Origin of the sequence: Paenibacillus amylolyticus (assembly GCF_047302515.1) — a bacterium.
Lineage (GTDB): Bacteria > Bacillota > Bacilli > Paenibacillales > Paenibacillaceae > Paenibacillus > Paenibacillus amylolyticus_G.
Genome location: NZ_CP168019.1, coordinates 293,370 through 311,665, shown reverse-complemented (window position 1 = coordinate 311,665; position 18,296 = coordinate 293,370). Strand labels below are relative to the sequence as shown.

Annotated in this window: 17 protein-coding genes; 3 read left to right on the top strand and 14 right to left on the bottom strand. The window is 48.6% G+C overall.

All coding sequences use genetic code 11. The features are described 5' to 3' along the window. Positions 1-193: 193 nt before the first annotated feature. The 4 genes from ACDJ59_RS01450 to ACDJ59_RS01435 are packed head-to-tail and all read right to left on the bottom strand — an operon-like array spanning position 194 to position 4,452. A complete protein-coding gene (locus tag ACDJ59_RS01450) occupies positions 194-1,210 on the bottom strand; it encodes a DUF4340 domain-containing protein (RefSeq protein WP_413407392.1) in 1,017 nt (338 codons plus the stop codon). Continuing rightward, the gene (locus tag ACDJ59_RS01445) at positions 1,207-2,601 is read right to left on the bottom strand and encodes a GldG family protein (RefSeq protein ID WP_413407391.1); all 1,395 of its coding nucleotides are present in this window, start codon (positions 2,599-2,601) and stop codon (positions 1,207-1,209) included. Before ACDJ59_RS01445 ends, ACDJ59_RS01450 begins: the two co-directional genes overlap by 4 nt. Positions 2,602-2,605: 4 nt before the next feature. Then, positions 2,606-3,322, bottom strand: a complete 717-nt coding sequence (locus tag ACDJ59_RS01440) for an ABC transporter permease subunit (protein WP_413407390.1) — start codon at positions 3,320-3,322, stop codon at positions 2,606-2,608. Then, positions 3,319-4,452 carry an ABC transporter ATP-binding protein gene (locus ACDJ59_RS01435; protein ID WP_413409687.1) on the bottom strand — a complete coding sequence of 378 codons (1,134 nt, stop codon included), beginning with the start codon at positions 4,450-4,452 and terminating at the stop codon, positions 3,319-3,321. The genes ACDJ59_RS01440 and ACDJ59_RS01435 overlap by 4 nt, the downstream gene beginning before the upstream one ends. 236 nt (positions 4,453-4,688) lie before the next feature. Here ACDJ59_RS01435 and ACDJ59_RS01430 point away from each other — a divergent pair, with 236 nt between their 5' ends. Continuing rightward, positions 4,689-5,771 (top strand): glycosyltransferase family 4 protein, encoded by a 1,083-nt coding sequence (locus ACDJ59_RS01430; protein ID WP_413407389.1) that lies wholly within the window; start codon positions 4,689-4,691, stop codon positions 5,769-5,771. 64 nt (positions 5,772-5,835) lie between these two features. On the opposite strand, the gene ACDJ59_RS01425 is transcribed toward ACDJ59_RS01430, so the two are convergent. Further along, a complete protein-coding gene (locus tag ACDJ59_RS01425; protein ID WP_235193922.1) occupies positions 5,836-7,365 on the bottom strand; it encodes a DHA2 family efflux MFS transporter permease subunit in 1,530 nt (509 codons plus the stop codon). A gap of 218 nt (positions 7,366-7,583) precedes the next feature. Continuing rightward, the gene (locus ACDJ59_RS01420) at positions 7,584-7,943 is read right to left on the bottom strand and encodes a hypothetical protein (protein WP_413407388.1); all 360 of its coding nucleotides are present in this window, start codon (positions 7,941-7,943) and stop codon (positions 7,584-7,586) included. A gap of 186 nt (positions 7,944-8,129) precedes the next feature. Here ACDJ59_RS01420 and ACDJ59_RS01415 point away from each other — a divergent pair, with 186 nt between their 5' ends. Continuing rightward, positions 8,130-9,368, top strand: a complete 1,239-nt coding sequence (locus tag ACDJ59_RS01415; RefSeq protein ID WP_413407387.1) for a glycosyltransferase family 4 protein — start codon at positions 8,130-8,132, stop codon at positions 9,366-9,368. Next, positions 9,365-9,535, top strand: a complete 171-nt coding sequence (locus tag ACDJ59_RS01410) for a hypothetical protein (RefSeq protein ID WP_167483784.1) — start codon at positions 9,365-9,367, stop codon at positions 9,533-9,535. The genes ACDJ59_RS01415 and ACDJ59_RS01410 overlap by 4 nt, the downstream gene beginning before the upstream one ends. Before the next feature lie 567 nt (positions 9,536-10,102). Here the strand turns inward: ACDJ59_RS01410 and ACDJ59_RS01405 are convergent. The 8 genes from ACDJ59_RS01405 to ACDJ59_RS01370 all read right to left on the bottom strand — a co-directional run bounded on the left by ACDJ59_RS01405 (position 10,103) and on the right by ACDJ59_RS01370 (position 18,292). Further along, positions 10,103-10,819, bottom strand: coding sequence for a glycosyltransferase (locus ACDJ59_RS01405; protein WP_413407386.1), 717 nt, complete (start codon positions 10,817-10,819; stop codon positions 10,103-10,105). Positions 10,820-10,915: 96 nt separating this feature from the next. Continuing rightward, the gene (locus tag ACDJ59_RS01400; protein ID WP_413407385.1) at positions 10,916-11,632 is read right to left on the bottom strand and encodes a glycosyltransferase; all 717 of its coding nucleotides are present in this window, start codon (positions 11,630-11,632) and stop codon (positions 10,916-10,918) included. Then, positions 11,629-12,570 carry an NAD-dependent epimerase/dehydratase family protein gene (locus tag ACDJ59_RS01395; RefSeq protein WP_413407384.1) on the bottom strand — a complete coding sequence of 314 codons (942 nt, stop codon included), beginning with the start codon at positions 12,568-12,570 and terminating at the stop codon, positions 11,629-11,631. The genes ACDJ59_RS01400 and ACDJ59_RS01395 overlap by 4 nt, the downstream gene beginning before the upstream one ends. Next, positions 12,552-13,379: a dTDP-4-dehydrorhamnose reductase family protein gene (locus tag ACDJ59_RS01390; RefSeq protein WP_413407383.1), complete on the bottom strand. Its 828-nt coding sequence runs from the start codon at positions 13,377-13,379 to the stop codon at positions 12,552-12,554. The genes ACDJ59_RS01395 and ACDJ59_RS01390 overlap by 19 nt, the downstream gene beginning before the upstream one ends. Then, positions 13,376-14,362: a polysaccharide biosynthesis protein gene (locus tag ACDJ59_RS01385; protein WP_413407382.1), complete on the bottom strand. Its 987-nt coding sequence runs from the start codon at positions 14,360-14,362 to the stop codon at positions 13,376-13,378. Before ACDJ59_RS01385 ends, ACDJ59_RS01390 begins: the two co-directional genes overlap by 4 nt. Continuing rightward, complete coding sequence (gene wecB, locus ACDJ59_RS01380; protein ID WP_076329077.1) at positions 14,355-15,446, bottom strand: non-hydrolyzing UDP-N-acetylglucosamine 2-epimerase; 1,092 nt, start codon at positions 15,444-15,446, stop codon at positions 14,355-14,357. Before wecB ends, ACDJ59_RS01385 begins: the two co-directional genes overlap by 8 nt. Positions 15,447-15,460: 14 nt before the next feature. Then, positions 15,461-17,086 carry a glycosyltransferase family 4 protein gene (locus tag ACDJ59_RS01375; protein ID WP_413407380.1) on the bottom strand — a complete coding sequence of 542 codons (1,626 nt, stop codon included), beginning with the start codon at positions 17,084-17,086 and terminating at the stop codon, positions 15,461-15,463. A 66-nt stretch (positions 17,087-17,152) separates the two neighbouring features. Beyond that, the gene (locus ACDJ59_RS01370; RefSeq protein ID WP_413407379.1) at positions 17,153-18,292 is read right to left on the bottom strand and encodes a glycosyltransferase; all 1,140 of its coding nucleotides are present in this window, start codon (positions 18,290-18,292) and stop codon (positions 17,153-17,155) included. Positions 18,293-18,296: the final 4 nt, after the last annotated feature.

Below are 18,296 nucleotides of genomic sequence, written 5' to 3'. Positions count from 1 at the left end.
TGGTATCTTACCCTGTAGATTCAGGTATTCTGGTTTTGGTCTTTGCTTATTGGTCTTTGGGTTTTGATCTGTGGAAAGTGAGATTCTTCGCTATATAAAACAAAAAACAGTGCTGCTTGTTCTTGTTCGCAGCACTGCCTCGAAATAATATTTGCATCTCAACACAATAATATCACATATCTTCCGCCCCCACTCATTTCCCGTCTGTTGATGAGGAAGTCGTTTCGTCATTTGCAGAACTCGATGATTCTTCCGACGAAGTTGCGGATGCTTTAATTGTATCCGGGAATTTCTCTGTTTCCGTTAGACTTGTCGCATCCATGCCATATGCCCATTGACCATCCGGCGTAATGACCCAGATCTGATCCGGTTCGGATGGCACCGTAAGTCCCCGGTACACATCTCGAACTTGTTGCCCACTGACCGTCTGTTCAACAGACAAGGTGAATCGGGGAACAGTACCCTTCAGCTCGGACGCTTTGCGCACATCATCTGCTGTCGACAAGTTTTTGATTTTGCCGATAAGAGATACGGCGTCTGTGGCTTCAATCGTTTTTCCATTCAGTGTCCAGGTCTGCTCTGCAACACCGTTCTCCGATGTCGATGTTAACATCCAGGTAGCTGCTTCACCCTCCCACTCCAGAGACCCAACATTTGTCTCATTCATATTAAAAGGTGTAGTGTCCAACAAATCACGACGAGACAAAGCTATGCTGGTAATCGCCTCTGTCTGCACAGCAACCACAGGGCCCGAATCAACACGCACATAACGTGCATCATCTGCTGGAAGCTGGCCACCAATAGTCAGTTTGATCTCCCGATTATCTTTGAGTTTGATATCCATACGTGTGGCATCTGTTCCTAACCCGTACTTATCCAGATCCGTCGGCGCTTCTTCCACCACCAGTTCCTGATTCGCACCACTCAGCGCATCCAGCCAACTGCTAACACTGTAACCGTTCAGAGGATAGGCTTTTGGCTCAATCATCTGCCATACGCCATTTTCAAGCGTCAGGGTCGAAGTTGCTGCTGCATCGGATGTCGCCTCCGTTGTGTCATGTATTGTAATGGATTGGATATCCCCGGATTGAATACCGAGCAACTTGGCTTGCACCGCTTCTTCTTCCCGAAAATAATTTTGACTGGCCGCATACGCCCAGCCCACAATTAGTACGATGACCACCAGAATCGTTGGAACCCATTTTCTCATACTCGTCTGCGCCTCCACCATAAGAGTACACCAATGATAACAAAGATGAGTGGGAATGCTACAATAGCCACGAAGAAAATCGTTCTGGCTTGTTCGCCATTCAGGTATGCCATCTCATAACCGGCTTGTACCCGTGGGCGAATCGTCAATCCATTTTCTTTCTCACTCAAATAGTTTACCGTATTCAAAATAAAGTCCCGATTGCCGCCATTTGCAATTTCCGAATCCTGCATGAAAATGGATGAACCCAGAATAACCGCCTTCGGTTTACCATCCGTCGTATCGGCTGCATACCCTAATTCAACGGGTCCCTGAATGTCCTCTTCGGCATCATTGGTTGTTTCATTCTGCAATAAACCGCCGATATTTGTCTCCCCATAACTGTCATTCGAAGAATGAATTAACGGTGAAAGGGTATATTTATCCTGTTCTTTGCTGGTCAACGCAATCGACAGCGACAACATCGGATACAATTGGCTCGCAGCGAGTTTGTCCGTAATTGCATGTGTACCATACTCCGGCACCACCCAGAGTGGCCCCATCGTACTGGCTTGCTGATTATCCACCATGACTGCATGCTCATCAACGACCCCATAATCAGCCATCAGAGCATCGATGTTTTTCCAACTGGATTTCATATCTTCTACAAATCCGAGGGATAATAACAGCTTGCCTCCATTACTCAGATAAGTGCGAATGGCTTTCATTTCCGTATCACTGAGATCACGTTGTGGGCCAATAATCGCCAGCACATCTGCATCTTCGGGAACCTTTCCGGCTTGATTCAGCTGTAATTCTTCCGTCTGCACATTATTTTGTTCCAAGGAGGATTGCAGCGTAGTCATCTGAGCGAGACTCAGCTCTTCATGTCCGGTCAAAAAGACCATTTTATGCATCTCCGTGGATGACATATTCATGAGCGCCTGCGTAAGTTTTTCCTCACCTGTGAACTGATATGATCCGTCACTGCCGTCACCTGTCGCGGTGAACAGACTGGCGATATCAATCACTTTGTGTTGATCTCCCTGTTCCAGCACAATGGAGCTGCCTGTTATGCCGTATTTGGATGCAAGCGCAGGTTCCTGCGTCAGATTATACTGTTTTATTTTCAACTTGCTGTTACGTTTCGTGTATTCCTCGACCATATCCGTAACCTCACGGTTCAGGACGGTGTTGTTGGCATTTTCGACCGTTAACACCAGAATGTTGACGTCATCCTTCAAATTTTTGATCGCAGTAAGGGACTGGTCAGATAACGTGTATTGTTTGTTCGAGGTAAGATCCAGCTGGAAGCCGCCAAGTGAATTCAGGAACAGTGTTAGCAAAATAAAGATGCCAATCACCGCTACGGACAGCACGGTACTGTTGGTATGACTTAACCATTTTTTCATCTTCTCACCTCCACCGCTTCCGTTCCACAATTTGAATGCTTAACAGCAGAAACACACTTGAAAGGGTGACATAATACAAGATATCCGGCCCACTAAGCACACCTTTCATGAAGCTGTCGAACCGGTTAGTCAGTGCAAACGGGTCCAGCCACTGCTGCAAAGCAGAACCTGTATTACCTGCGAATGAATCAAGCATCCACAAAACGAGCAAAATAATAAAACCAGCCACCGCAGACACCATCTGATGCTGGGATAATGTAGAAGCGAACAGTCCAATCGCCATCATGCTTCCGCCCAGGAAAAATAACCCCAGCGCAGACATCCATACCGTCGTCATATCCAATGTCCCGTAGAACGACATGATGAATGGGTACACCAGACTGCACAGGATGAGCACGACCAGAATGGCCAGAGAAGCAAGATATTTGCCAAAAATAATTTCTGTTACACGTGCCGGAGAAGTCAGCAACAATTCATCCGTTCCCTGTCTGAATTCCTCTGCCACTAATCGCATCGTTAACAATGGCACAACAAACAGCAGCATGGACAACGTATCGCCCAACACGAGACGATAATCGACAATACTCGGCTGGTAATATACAAAGCTTGAATAGAACAGCAAACTGGTCATCAGTACATATACAGCAAAAGCAAAATAGGACGTTGGTGACAGAAAATAAGCTTGCAGCTCTTTATTGCATACCGCCATCATTCGTCTCATTTGGAGTCCTCCCCTTTGCGAGCTTGGGACAAAGCATCGGCTGCTGTACTAACTGATGTTCCCGATGTACTCGACGAGTCGATGTCCGAAGTTACGTCCTGATCCATCTCTGCCCCAGCAACCTTATCCACATCTGCCGAATTTGCGTCTGTGTCTGTTGCCTCGGTTGTGGTCAGCTTCAGGAAGATTTGCTCCAGACTCAGGTTCTCCTTCTTCATCTCCAGTATCGGTAATCCTGCACCTGACAAAAGGTAGAACAGCTCCTCCCGGAAATCTTCCGAGTTTTCTCCAGTAAGCAGCATTTTAACCGTATTCGCCGAATCTGAATTAAGTGAAGTATCTTTGGCGGTATTCGCATCCGACGCTTGAATGACTTCACTCCGCACCTTCTCCCATGGTGTCAGCACATTATGTAATTGCTCCGCAGTGGCCTTCACTTCAATCGACACCTTGAACTGATCCCCCATTGCTGATCCGAAATGCTGAGGTGAACCATCCAGCACGAGCTGTCCCTGATTGATGATCAACATTCGATTACAGAGCATGCTCACTTCAGGTAAAATATGCGTACTGAGCAGCACCGTATGGTTCTCGCCCAATTCTCGGATTAAATCCCGGATCTCGATAATCTGATTTGGATCAAGGCCCGATGTTGGCTCATCCAGAACCAGCAGATCCGGCTTATGAATAATGGCTCCTGCCAGTCCAAGGCGTTGCTTGTATCCTTTGGATAACCCACGTACCATTTGCCTTTCCCGACCCTGAAGTCCCAGTCTGCTAACCATCTCACTGACCCGCAGCTTAACCTCACGTGCCGGGACATCTCGCAAATTGGCTACGAATTTAAGATAGGACTGCACCGTCATATCCGGATACAGTGGCGGCGTTTCAGGCAGATACCCAATCTTGGAACGAACACGCTGACCCTGCTCATGCACCGATACCCCATCCACCATAATGGAACCCGCAGTTGGATGCACATAGCCCGTAATCATACGCATCGTTGTTGTTTTTCCAGCACCATTGGGTCCGAGAAAGCCAACAATTTCACCACGTTCCATGGTGAAATCCAGTTGATGTACGCCACGTTGCCCTTCGTAAACTTTGCTGACCTGTTTCACTTCGAGCACATCATTCATCCTTTCCCGTTAAAATACCCGTGCACCATCGTTTAGGATAGATGATAGACACGGGAAGTTCCTTGTATCTTACGTGAGCTATCCTAGCCTCAGCTTAATGACACTTAAAAGACAGCTTAAAAATATTTGTCCAAAATGTGAACATTCTGATCAACACCCACACCCTGCGTTTAAAGCCAACGTAACATAGAGTACAGGAGAATGTGCTCCTGACCAAAAGTCAGAGGGTGAATCGTTTGAAAGTATTATTCACGTTTTATGTTCCGAGCGGTGGCGTGGATACGTTAAATCGACTGCGCACCGCTGTTCTGAAACGCCATGGCATTGAAGCGCACCTATTGTATCTCAGTACAGGCTCGGGATTGCAGAACAACAGTGATACACCCATTTTCACCGCGTCCAGTGACGAGGATATCCATCATATCATTCATACTCATCATTATGATGCCATCATTGCCACTTCAGACATCGCTATGCCCGGCCGCTTGAGAGGACTTGGTTATACCGGGCGAATTATTTTTGAAGCGCAGGGACTCGGAACGCGCGATCAAGCTCTGGAAACGATACAGATGGGTGTCCCTTATCTTCAAGCTCATTGTGATGCTGCCGTTATACCTCCCACAGATCACCTGCTGGATATGTTCATTCATATCTGTCCTTGGCTTCATCGGTTTGTTATTCCCAATATGCTGGATACCGACACCTTCGCACCAATCTTAGTGGATACCCCACCCTATCCGGTGCTGGCTTGGGTAGGACGACTTGAACACAACAAAAACTGGCGTGAATATTTAATCATATCGAGTGAACTCGTCAAAAAAAATCCAAAAGCCAGACTATGGTTGTTCCACGATCCAACTTTGGCTAATCCAGAAGATGAAGTCATGTTCCGGCACATGCTGGCAGAATACGGGCTTGAAGATAAGATTGGCATCTTTATCAATGTTCCCCATTTTCAGATGCCTACCTACTATTCCATGATCGCGGCTTCAGGAGGTATCATGTTGTCCACTTCTCTGCTTGAAGGATTCGGTTATGCCGTCGCTGAAGCCATCTCTTGTGGCTGCCCTGTACTCAGTACGGATTCGGACGGTGTGCGTTCATTTATCACACATAATAAGACTGGAAAGTTTTATCCGATTGGCGATGTCAAGGCAGCTGTAGCCGAAGCAAAGGACCTCATGAAAAACAAGAAACTGCGTGAGTATATTCGCATTCAGGGCAGACAGCATATGAGCTTGTCTTTTTCACCAGATCGATATGCCATTTCTTTCCGTGAAATGATGACAGCACTGCGAATTTTCCATTGATCATAGCAAAAAAGGCAGTTCAGCAAAATTTCTCTGAACTGCCTATTATGGTTTTTATAGAATCTTAGTGTCCCATCATCATCGCGGGATCAGGCTTGTCGCCATTTTGAAGTTCTTCTTCCGGCATCGGCTTAGGTTTGCGCAGAATCAGACTGAGCAAACATCCGAACAATGCAATACAAGCGGCCAGGAAGAACGTATCATTGAAACCAGCTACCAAACCATGAACGATAGCGGTCGGCTCTGTACTCGTTGTATTGTCTGCGATTCTTGAAGTAAGGAAGCCTGTAAGCCCTGCAACCGCAAAGGACACGACCACTTGCTGTGCAGCCGCCGTGAGCGGTGTCACCCGTCCAACCAACTTACGCGGTGCAGCATTTAATACATGCGTATTGAGTGGCATCATGGACAAGCCCATACCCAGCCCCATCATGACTAGAGCCGTTATAATCAGGCCAAGACCTGTCTCTGCCGTGATAGAGGACAGAATAAACAATGCTCCCGAGATAATACCCAGACCCACGAAGGCAAGAGGTCTAGCACCGATTTTATCAAACAATCGACCACCAAGCGGCATACCCACTCCGGAAGCCAATGCCTGTGGCAGCAGAATCAATCCTGTTTCCAGTGCAGTGTATCCTTTGATCTGCTGCAAATAAAGCGGGATCAGGATCATCGCACCGAACAGCGCCACTTGTGACACCCATGCGAGAATAATTCCCCGTGAGAAATCAGATGATTTGAATACCCGGAGTTCGAGCAATGGATTTTGATGACGAAGCTCCACAATAATGAACAAAATGAGCGCTACACCACCCACAATGACACCTGTCAAAGTTGTTGCAGATGTCCAGCTCGTTCCACCCTCACTCACACCGTAAGCGAGCATCGAGAACGCAATTGGCGCCAGAATCATGCCAAGCAGATCCAGTGCAGGTGTGCGTCCACGATCTGTATCCGGCAAAAACTTGATACATAGAATGAAAGCTGCGATACCAATGGGCAGGTTAATCAGGAAGATCCAGTGCCAGCTCAGTGATTCAATAAACCACCCGGACAACACCGGACCCAATGCAGGGGCAAGCAGCATCGGAATTCCCAGCATCCCCATGATGGAACCTCTTCGCTCAGGAGGAGCCAAACGAAAGACCATCGCCATACCAATAGGAGCAACCATGCCTCCACCAAGACCTTGAATGATACGGTAAATGATTAATTGCTCAGGTGATTGAGCGATCGAGCATAACACAGAACCCAAGGTAAACATGGCAATGGTGAACAGGAATACTCTTTTGGCACCAAAACGGTCCGTTAACCAGCCTGCCAGTGGAATAACTGCAGACAAAGCCAAGGTGTAACCCGTAACCGTCCATTGGATCGTTTTAAGATCCGTCTCAAAATATTGAACCAGATTCGGAATGGCCACGTTCACCACCGTGCTGTCCAGAATAACCATAATCATTCCGACGATAATTGCCAGGAGTGGCAGTATAATGGCTTTAAGCGAAAACTCTGCCGGCTCCTGGGGTACTGCTGTTTGTTCTTTCACGTTCTCCACACTCTTTTCCAGCCAGTAGATCGCAGGCTTATCCATGCGTCTCACTCAGCCTATATTGACGACTAGTTTCAAACTATCGTTTTAAATCGTCGTTTTAAACTTTCGTTTAATACTGATCTAATTCTAATGAAAATACCTTTGCTGTCAAGCTATTTTTTCAGACAATTCTACTATGGATGCACCACAAAAAAATGGAACAGGCACCTTCCCTGCTCCATACGTTGGTTAATCATGACTATGCAATGATGTCCATATCAATCTGCAAGCTTCATCATCTGATATTCTGACAGTATGCCCAATGTCTGACCGTGAATACTTCTGCAATATATTCGAATAACCAGATGATTCGGGGAAGAACTGTTGCTGATGACCCTCAGTTCATAAGGCTCGGATGTTACATCCAAATTATGAATGACCTGATTACCGCCCGCTCCCCCCGAATTTGACGTTAGGTGAAAAAGGTGTCGGTACAGTTCTCCGTGCATACTGGCTCCACCAACAAACACATCCGTCCCTTCCTCGCCGCCCACATAGGCCAACTCCACATCCATGTACTTGACGGGAGCAAATGTCTGTAACAGATTCTCATGAATCTCAAGTAAATATACCGCCACTGTAGATCCCTCCTTCGGAGCACATGAACCTTCCTGTACATAGGATATGCTTCCTCTCGTCCATTGCCATTTGCATTCACCCATTTTCGACCAATTACACGGAAATGCCCGACCTTCCGGTCCTCTTTTTTCATAGAATAAAAGGATAGAAGCTCGGCCGGTGCAGGCCGTGACAAGGAGGTAGCTATGAAAGTTCTGCTCGTTACGTATTGGGAGCTTACACATATGGGGGGCATATGGACATATGTTAAACAACTGGCCGACAGGTTAATCGCACTTGGTGTAGAGGTTGATATCATGGGCACAAATGGTGCCCATAACGAAGTATATGTTCGTAATCTGAACCGCGCTTTCTCCAAGGATAAGGTGTGGCCCATGCTGCAAGCCAAACTCAATCCGACTGATCTGCCACAATTCACTGCCGATCCTCTTCTCGCTTATTATGAACTGAATAGATATGCCTTCGAGATGGCGGCCGCTTATCTGGGGGTGGACCACTATGATGTTATTCATGCGCAAGATCCGGTAGCTGCCGTAGCAATAAAACGCATCTTGAACCGCAACATCCCACTGGTTACAAGCTACCATGGCGCTCTTGCACGCGAAGCCTTTTACGATGCTCAAAATTCCAACCCACAGCTTACTCTCCCTTCATATTTGCAATCCAAGCGTGGACGTTATTTTCTCTCATTGGAAGAGCGAAGTGCAGCACAGTCCGAGCTCATTCTCGTGTCAAGCCACTGGATCAAGAGTACGCTTACAGAGCTTGCCGTTCCTGAATCAAAGTTCAGACAGATTCCCTATGCTGTAGATCTCCCAGCCTACCGTGCCTCAGCAGCTGTGAAGTTCCGCCAGCGACCACCTGCGGGCAAGAAAGTCATTGCCTTTACCGGACGACTTGAATACATCAAGGGCGTTCATGTGTTAATCAAGGCCTTAGCCAGTCTGAAAAACAAACGTTCCGATTGGGTCTGCTGGATCGCAGGAGAAGGCAATCTAACCGATGAATTGCGGTCACAGGCCGCGTCAACGGGGATTGGAGCCGATGTTGTGTTCTGGGGCAAGCTGGACAATATTCCTTCCTTCCTGCGCCATGCAGATATCTATGTCCAACCCAGTCTGCAGGACACCCAGCCGTTCTCCGTTACCGAAGCGCAATTGGCGGGTGTACCTGTTATCGTCAGTGGTACAGCCGGCATGCCTGAGATGGTTGACCCTGGACGTACGGGTTGGGTTGTTCCTCCGCAGGATGTCGACTCGCTCCGTGAACTGTTGGATGCACTACTTGAGGATAATGTTACCCGGAAAACAGTGGGTGCGGCGGCGAAAGCCTGGGCTGAACAACACCGTTCACTGGAAGTGATGGGATTTCGTACATTTCAAGTCTACCAAGAAGCCATCTACAGAGGAGGTCTCACGACATGACGTTGCTTGTACCGAGTGATCTGTACAATCGCTGGTTTTCGACTCCAGTTTCCACACCTCACATCGACGTCGATTACGCTGTAATGAATGAATTGATGAAGAAGCTGCCTAAAGGATATGTATTTCCCGATCCTGCATCCATGGCGATCATGAATTCAAAAGATTGAGTCGTCCAATGATATGCCGTCTTTATATAACATGCCGAAATATATCAAACAAGGGGTGTCCCATCTGTCATATGAATGACTGAGGACACCCCTTGCTCGTTTCAAATGTGTTCTAACGGACCGAGAACACGCTATTCACTCCATTTTACACAAGTCTGACATGTAACGAATCACAGAGACGTTATTTCATCCATCGTGGTCGAATTAAAGGTTCGAGTCCCATTTTGCGAAGGAATAACGTGACTGAGATTCGTTAGGATTTATTTTTCATCGTAATTGCCCTAATAAGACGTGGCAGGTTCGTTAGCGCTTGGAGCTATGGAAATCCAAATCGTTTTAATCTGTCGCCAACTTGGAATACATATTCAGATCACTGAACGTTTCGCTGCGCAAGGATAGAGAACCGAATGGCCTTATTTTCCTGAGAAAGATCATTCAGAAGATTAATCATGGCTGTCCATAGAGCAAAGAAAGAGCTTCCACTTATAACACTTAAAAAGTGCTTCATAAGGGTGCTCTCCTATCCAATTAACACCTATTCCATTCAGCCATCATTGCCAAAACCATCTACTTCCAGTACCCGCCAATCTGAAGCAAGTTAAACAGAATAGGCCGATGCTTCGCCTGAACCTGTTCCATCTCGGCAACCAGTGCCTTGAAATGGCGTTTGGTCCCCATCGATTCATGCAATCGGTAGCACATCAGAGGTTCATTGTAGTAGAACAGCTCATACATTGGAAACAGCCTCATCCACATCTCATAGTCATGGGTGTAGCGAAAATCAGTGTCGAACAGTCCAAACCGCTCAAATGCTTCCATCTCTAACATGACAGTACAGCCGTTGATCGGACAACCTTCCAGCAGTACCTGCAACATCTCCAGACGACTTCCCACTTCCGGATGCACCGTATCCAACCATTCACTCTTCTCATTCACATAATGGTAGGCACCATGGCAGAATGAAGCCTTGACCTCTCGCATAAACTTCAGTTGTTTCTCCACCCGATCCAGCAGCATCACATCATCTGAACTGAGCCAGACAAAGTAATCCCCTGTTGCATGTTTGATGCCCTCATTTAATGCTGTCGCGGTTCCACCGTTTTCTTTGTGAATATAGCAGATGGAATCCATGAATGGTTGTAGCTTCTCCACGTGCTCGGTTGACCCATCATCCACCACGATGACCTCGATATGCGGATACGTCTGGTGAAGGGCACTGTGAACAGCCTGCTCGATATAAGCACAATTGTAAAAAGGAATGACGATCGATACTTTTGGCTCCATTCGGGCCTTCCCCTCCTCTTACTGTCTTAGGTAAAATGCTGCGCAAAGAGGGCGTTAATCAGCCATCTTTTGGCTTTCTTAACTGCCCTCCCTGCGCTACCCGCCAAGCGTGGCTATTCGCTGCAACAGCGGTTCCCGATATCTGGACCATACCATGGATGCCTCTCTGCCGATGACATCCGCATGACGTACCGATCCCATTGCCCCATGCCACCGATAGGCAGTAAGCGGTTCATTCAGGTATGGGAACCGATGACCGTTCAGTACAATACGCATCCAGAGATCCAGATCATGGGTGTAGGGAAGAAGTTCATCGAACAGCCCCACTCCGCTAAAGAGATCCTTGCGAATCATGACCGTGCAGCCATTCACCGGATTGCCGTTAACAAGCCGTCGTAGTAAGTCCATATCCGACATCGGTTCAGGCCCACCATGCATTCTGGTAACTGCCGAATGCTCGTTGATATAGTGAAAGTTGGTATGTGAGACGAGCACATTCTCACGCTGCATAAACTCCAGCTGATAACGAATTTTATCCGGGTACAGATAATCATCCGAACTGAGCCAGGCTACATAATCACCTGAGGCATGGCGGATGCCATGATTAAGTGCCGAAGCCGTCCCGCCATTGCTTTTGCCAAGCACATGAATATAAGGAAGATAGGGTTGAAGCAACTCTGCATGCCGGGTTGAACCGTCATTCACAACAACGATTTCCACATCGGGATACGTCTGGTTCAGCGCACTCTGAATCGCTTGAGGCACATAAGGGCAGTTATAGAATGGAATGACAATGGATACTCTCGGATTCAACTTGTCGTCCTCCCTTGCTGGACACGAACATCACTCAGGATATCCTGAAGTGATGTGGCAAATGGAATCAGCGGCTGCCAGCCAAGCTTGCGCAGCAGTGATAATTCCTCCTGTTTCCCCGAACCATCCGGACCAGATGATGCCCCATCCCAGCGAACAGGGACTTCCGCTTCTGTCATGGACAACAGCAGATCTGCAATTTCACCAAGACTGCGCTCGACTCCAGACACCACCGGGTATACTGTACCACTGGACCCGTGTATCAAGAGGGTCGCATACGCTCTTACTGCATCCCGCACATCCAGAAAGTCACGGGTATTGTCCCGGCCAGACAGACGGAATGCCTCGGTTTTGCCCGCCTGCTCACAGGCAACAACATGGCGTACAAGCAGTGAACAGATGCCTGTGGAAGGACCCGCACCAATCAGATTGCCTGGCTCCGCCAGCATGATCTGTTGTCCGAAGAGCGACATCCACGACAAGGACACCATCTCTTCCAGAGCTTTACTGAGGCTGTATGGATGCGGAGGCTGGGGAATCCGGCCAGGTTCCGGCGTATATTTTAACCGCGATCCTACAATAACGGTACGTGCTGTCGGACAACTGCGAAGCGCATCCAGCAAATACAGCACGGCCATCACATTGGTCTCCAGGACCAGTAGCGGATCAGACCACGAATCAGGCACTGAATTTTTGCCAGCGAGATGCAGCACATAGTCGGGCTGCACCTCGCCGATCAGATGACGTACTTGCTGTTTATCGTTCAGATCACAGACATGGACTTGTGCGCCTTTACCGAATGAATACACATCCGGCCTCCGGACTACCGCTGCAACCACTGCACCCGCTTCCCGAAAATAAGATACGGCATGTCGCCCGGTAAAACCGGAGGCGCCTGTAATCAGTACTTTCTTGCCTCTCAGCTCTGCTCCATCCATAATGCCAACTCCTTCAGCATTGTAGAATAATCCGGCAGGTCTGTCTTCACATCCTCGCGAGTGGACACCAGCGTACGGTCCTGCACTACACTGTCATCACGCATAATCGTCACATCCTGCTTATCCCAGGTCTGCTTGAACAATACAAGCAGGTCATGCTTGCTGACAGGTGCAGGATGAGCTAAGTGGATCAGACCACTAACCGATGAGGCCAGGTAATGGTCTATCCATTTGGCCAGCTCAAGTGTGGTCACACCGTTCCAGAATACGCGGGTATACCCCCCGACTTCACCTGTGCTGGACATAAACCATTGCATCAGACCAATGCCGCCCTGGCGAATCTCGGGTCCAATGATGGACGTACGGATCGTCAGATGACCTTCATCCTGAACTTCGCCAAGTGCTTTGGTGATGGCGTAAGCTGAAGTCCCATCCGTAACATCATCTTCACGGTATGCTCCCCGTTCCCCACTGAACACACAGTCCGTGCTGATATGAATCAGGCGTGCACCAATCGTATCTGCAACCCGCCGCAGACGATGTGGCAGGAAACCGTTAATATGATATGCAGTAATTTTGTCCTCATCTGCGAAGTTGTTCAACACACCTACAGCATTAATAATCACATCCGGGTGCACAGCTTCTACCAATCGATCAACCATGAAGCTATCGTTCACATCCAGGAGCAGACCATTGGGGTCCGTTACATCCCGAGATGTGTAGAAGACGCTGTGTACACCTTGACGGCGGAAATAGTCGACCAAAATATGGCCGGCCATTCCGTTTCCACCAAGTATCAGCAGTTTCATGACAAGAATCCTCCGCGTTTCAGAATTTCACGAATCTCCTCTTTGGTCATGAGTTGGTGTTCAGAACTGAAGCTGTTAAAGGAGACCGGGGGACAATTTGTATAATGTTCACGCAGACCCGGTATGCCCAGGGTAGGAAGAATTACCAGGTACTGCTCATCGTAGACAACGGTGGTCATGCTCTCGAATTCACTCATCAATATTTCATGGATTTTCTCCCCTGGACGAATGCCACGTTCCACAATGCTCACATTCTCCACACCGGAATCCTCAATCAGCACTTCCGCGAGATCAACGATTTTGCAGGTAGGCATCGTCATGACAAAAATCTCTCCGCCGACACTTTCCACCGAAGCTTTGAACAGCAAGGTAATTGCATCCTTCAGCGTAAGAAAGAATCGAGTCATACTCATATCCGTGATGGAGACCTGCCCTTTCTGGCGGATCTGATTCTTGAACAGATGTACCACACTGCCGTTTGTTCCCAGTACATTTCCACCCCGTACCGTAACAAACTTGGTATCGCTGTGTAACAAGTTTGCATATACAATTAATTTCTCGCCGATCGCTTTTGTCATGCCATAGAAGTTGGAAGGATTGGCAGCCTTGTCAGTCGAGATATAGATTACTTTTTCCACCTTGTTCTCAATAGCGGCCTCAATTACGTTCTGTGTACCAATCACATTGGTTTTGAGTGCTTCGTACGGTTGGTCTTCACACACCGGAACATGCTTGAGCGCAGCCAGATGAAATACATAGTCCACATGCTGGCAAGCCGCCGTCAAGGCGTCCTTGTCACGAATATCTCCAATCCGGAAATGAAGACGTGGGTCTTCAAATTCACGACTCATAGCCACTTGGCTGGACTCGTTCCGGGAATATACAATAATTTCGCTGGGCTGCTGGGGCAGTAGTTGAGCCACAAGTTCATAACCCCATGATCCCGTACCGCCAGTCACGAGTATACGCTTATTTTCAAACATGCATTTTCCCTCCAAGCAGAAATTTAACCACTTTACTGGATACATCTGTGGCTTTGTAACCTTGCGGGCAATCCCAGTCGCTAGACATCTTTGTCATGACTTTCACGCAATCAGCGATGCGCGCGGCATCAAGACCGGAGACTACATTGCTGCCGCAATCGACCGTTTCCGGCCGCTCGGTAGTTCGACGCATCGTTACGGTCGGCACGCCCATAATGCAACACTCCTCCTGCACGGTACCGCTATCCGTAAGTGCACAGCGTGCATGACGTTCAAGCATTACAAAGTCGAAGAATCCAAACGGCTCGTGAAACTCCACCAGCGGGTTCATCTCCAGATGCAGATGCTCCGCAATCCGGATCGCTGTACGCGGATGAATACTGCAGATCACACGCAACCCGTGTTCCTCTGCGACCTGGTTCAGTCCTTTCATAATCTCCAGCAAATGAGGGGCATGATCCACATTCTCGGCTCGATGGGCAGTAACCAGGAAGTATTGCCCGGACTTCAGCTTGAGCTTTTTGAGTATTTTGCTGGAACTTACTTGCGCGTCGTAGTGCTGCATGACTTCATAGATGGGATTGCCCGTTAGCACGATACGCCTGCTTGGTACCCCTTCACTAACCAAATGTTTCTTGCTCTGTTCCGTGTAAGGCATATTAACGGTGGAGATGGCATCAATAACCTTACGATTTTTCTCCTCAGGCACATCCAGGTCGAAGCAACGATTGCCTGCTTCCATATGAATAACAGGAACACCCATGCGCTCAGCCAATATTGCACATAATGCGCTATTGGTATCGCCGAGCAGCAGCAATTTATCGGGCTTCTCCTGCAATATCAGATCTTCCATCTGCGTAAACATCGAGGATAGCTGTCGTCCCAGAGTGGCCGCTTCATCCTGAAGAACGTAATCCGGTGCGCGCAGGCCCATTTCCTTGAAAAAGAGACCGCTGAGACTTTCCGTGAAGTTCTGTCCCGTATGCACCAGAATATGTTTGGACGCGTACTGGTCCAGCTTGGAGATGATCAGGCTGAGCCGTATGATCTCAGGTCTCGTACCCAGCACCGTCATGATCTTCATCGTAATCCCTGCCTTCATCTTGTATTGGAACCCTTGCGCCCTGCTCGGCTACGTCCCGCTTTGGCAGATTTGCGTCTGCGACTAGCCGATTTCCCCATATGCGGACGCGGTCCCTTCGTTGTACGGGTTCTCCCCTTACGTCTGCCAGTTCCGGAAGTACGTTTCAGCCCCTCACGGTCTCGGCGTGAATGAGGTGCAAGTGGCTTGCGACGACGTTTCCGCGTTTTGCCCCTCTGTTGAATCGGCTTTACAGCCGGGACAGTACCTGAGGCAACAGGAGCATCGTGACCCAATGCGATTGGAGGTAATGAGGAATGTGGCAACGCCTGTATGACGGTCAGTGGGAATAATAGTGCCCGAACCGTAGTCGGCTCCAGAACCAGTACAGTGCGTAGTCCTCCCTCCCCATGGGTATACACAGGTCCATTCGGAGGTTGGATATAAGCAAACCATCCGGGAAAACGCAATAACCACTGTGTCACCATCGTATGCAGTTTCGTTCGGTAGGTTTCAACGCCGTAGAGCCTTTCCGCTTCTGTCCGATTACGCCACCCCGTATTCGAGGCTAGCTCTGCATCATTCAGCAAGGATGTTGCCAAGGTGACAAGCGCTTCGGTATCACCCGGCGGGGCCAGAAATGCATCACTGCCTACGGATTCCATTAATTCCTTCAGTCCACCCTGAGCAAAAGCGATGACCGGTTTGGCAAAATAGAGACCCTCCAGTGCGGTCATGCCAAATCCTTCTTTGACCATGCTTGGGATGACCAGGATATCCATCGCGGTATACGCCAGAGATACGTTCTCTTCAAATGTGGTGAAGGTAAACCGGCGTGAATACCCGGATTTTTTCACCCGTGATACACACTCGTCGTAATACTTTTTATCCGACGGTGCCCCGATGATCCAGAAGCGACAGCGCGAATGTGTTTCACAGATCCTCAAGGCCATATCTACAAAAGGTTTCAACCCTTTGGCATCATATATAAATGAAGAAATATAACCGATACAGGTCTGCGATGATTTGAAACCGAGCTCCTTACGCTTGCGTTCGCGCAGATGAACCCAGCGGTCCGGTGCTGGTAGCGCGGGTTCCCAAGTTGGGGATATGATCGTCACTTTGTCACCCATGCCGGCTTCTTGGAAAGGGGCTACCGCTGTCTCGGATATACCAATAATCCAATCCGCGTAACGGCCAATCATCTGGATCGCCTCGGTTGTATGTTCATTTGTATGAATAATCTCGGTAATCTTCCAGATGATCGGAATCTGAAGGGACTTTGCCGCTACAGCCGGCATCACATTAACGCAGGTGTTCGTTAATACTATATCGGGAGCAGTCTCCCGTATTAGGGAGACTGCTTCCTGATACGCTGGTGTATGGCGAAGATGCTCCGCATCATCTGCAATGCCCAGGTAAGGTGTGTACACACCGTGAAGCATCGGCAGAGTGCATATTTTGACCTGAATGCCGAATCTTCGCGCAAGCCCCGCAAGCTTCCCCTCCTGAGGGGCTACGAGCACACATTCAAAGATCGTACCGATCTCTCTCATAAAATGAAGCAGCAGCTTCTCGGCGCCTGTGATGCTGCGAGTATTGCACACATGTGAAAATAACATCATCTTTGGTTTCGTTGCCATGGCCGCACGGACCCTGTACACGATTATCCGATACAGGGTACTGTGCACACCTCCTCCCGGCCAGAATTAAGGGAATATGATGGTTAACATTTCATTAATTCTTTTGCCATACGTGTGGTCTTTCAGTGTACGTTCGAGTCCACGAAGTGCAATCTCACGGCGTTCCTTTTCATGAGTAAGATAATATTCCACTTTGTCGAGTAACTCCTGCGGCGAGGAATATGTCTCAATCTCCACACCCGGTTTGTAGAAACGCGCAATGTCATCTCGGGCGTCGGTCAGCTGTAGCGTCGTGGACGCGGCAATTTCAAACGTTCTCGGGTTTGGTGAGGCTGGCGGGATTTTGAGGTGATTATTATTGACGGAATCATCTTCGTGGGATCGATGCAGGTTGATGACAATTTTGGTGCCATTGTACACATCATTGGTCTCCGGCGGACTCATCCAGCGACCGAGTTCAATCTTCTCGCCATAGGCAGTATAGTCAGGCAGGCGATCCCACCAGATTCCGTTAAATACCGTATTGTGTGACATCAACTGAGGCATGATCGGATTGAAGAAGTATACCCGGTTCCAGTAGGCCGAGCCGATAAAGCTGACATCCCGTTTTAACGGGGAAGGAGTTGTAATCGGAAAGTAATGATTAGTGAATGCGGCAAAAGGGAGGTAGTGAACGGACGCGCATCCGATTTGTCGATATAGATCGATACAGTTCAGTTCCAACGTGAAGACATGGTCAAAATGTGTCACAATTTCCAGCGTCATATCTGTATAGTACGGGTCATCCGTGAGCCAGATCGCCGTCTGGATACCCGCTTGGCGAATCGCATCGATATGCTCGATGGGGATATCCATTCCATCCAGCACAAGCACAAGATCAGGACGCGTCTGTAGCGCAATTTCAGAAATCGGTTGACGCGGATCAGAGAGGGTTACTTGAGCTACCATACCCTGTAGCGTGGCCATGATGGCCTCATCCAACGGGGAGTAAGGGAAGCCTTTACCCGAGGATACATACAGCACGTGAAGCTGTCGGAAAGGCAACGGTTCCTGTGCACAATTCACAATATAGTTGGCGCGACCACGCAGATATCCTTCTTCCTTACCTGCGTCATATCCGGCATGTTGCCCATTTTTGCGCGCTTGATCAGCCAGGCTCAGTACGGGTGCATGAATCTTTTTGGTTTTACGGTGTTTGAGAGACATACCG